We start from the raw sequence: 201 nt of genomic DNA, 5'->3' as shown, positions 1-201 counted from the left end.
GTGTGATCTGGATAAGTTACAGTTACTTCACCAGTTACATCCTTACCAGCTTGACTAAAGTCAGGTTCCTTATCCTTAGTCCATTCAACTTTTGATTTTTCTGGTAAAGTAGTCTCCTTACCATCAGCATCCTTTACATCGATAGCATCTTTTGGATCTAAAGTTTGACCCTTATCTACCTTAAGACCACCTTTGCCATCG

General features: G+C 39.3%; 1 protein-coding gene. It reads right to left on the bottom strand.

All coding sequences use genetic code 11. The annotated features are described in order from the left end of the window. Positions 1-201: Rib/alpha-like domain-containing protein (locus JEM49_RS09215; protein WP_201874744.1), on the bottom strand; the 201-nt coding region annotated here is incomplete at both ends.

Source organism: Lactobacillus sp. A27 (assembly GCF_016742815.1).
Classification (GTDB): Bacteria; Bacillota; Bacilli; order Lactobacillales; family Lactobacillaceae; genus Lactobacillus; species Lactobacillus gallinarum.
The sequence above is the reverse complement of the archived record's forward strand: the minus strand, read 5'-3'. Positions and strand labels throughout refer to the sequence as shown.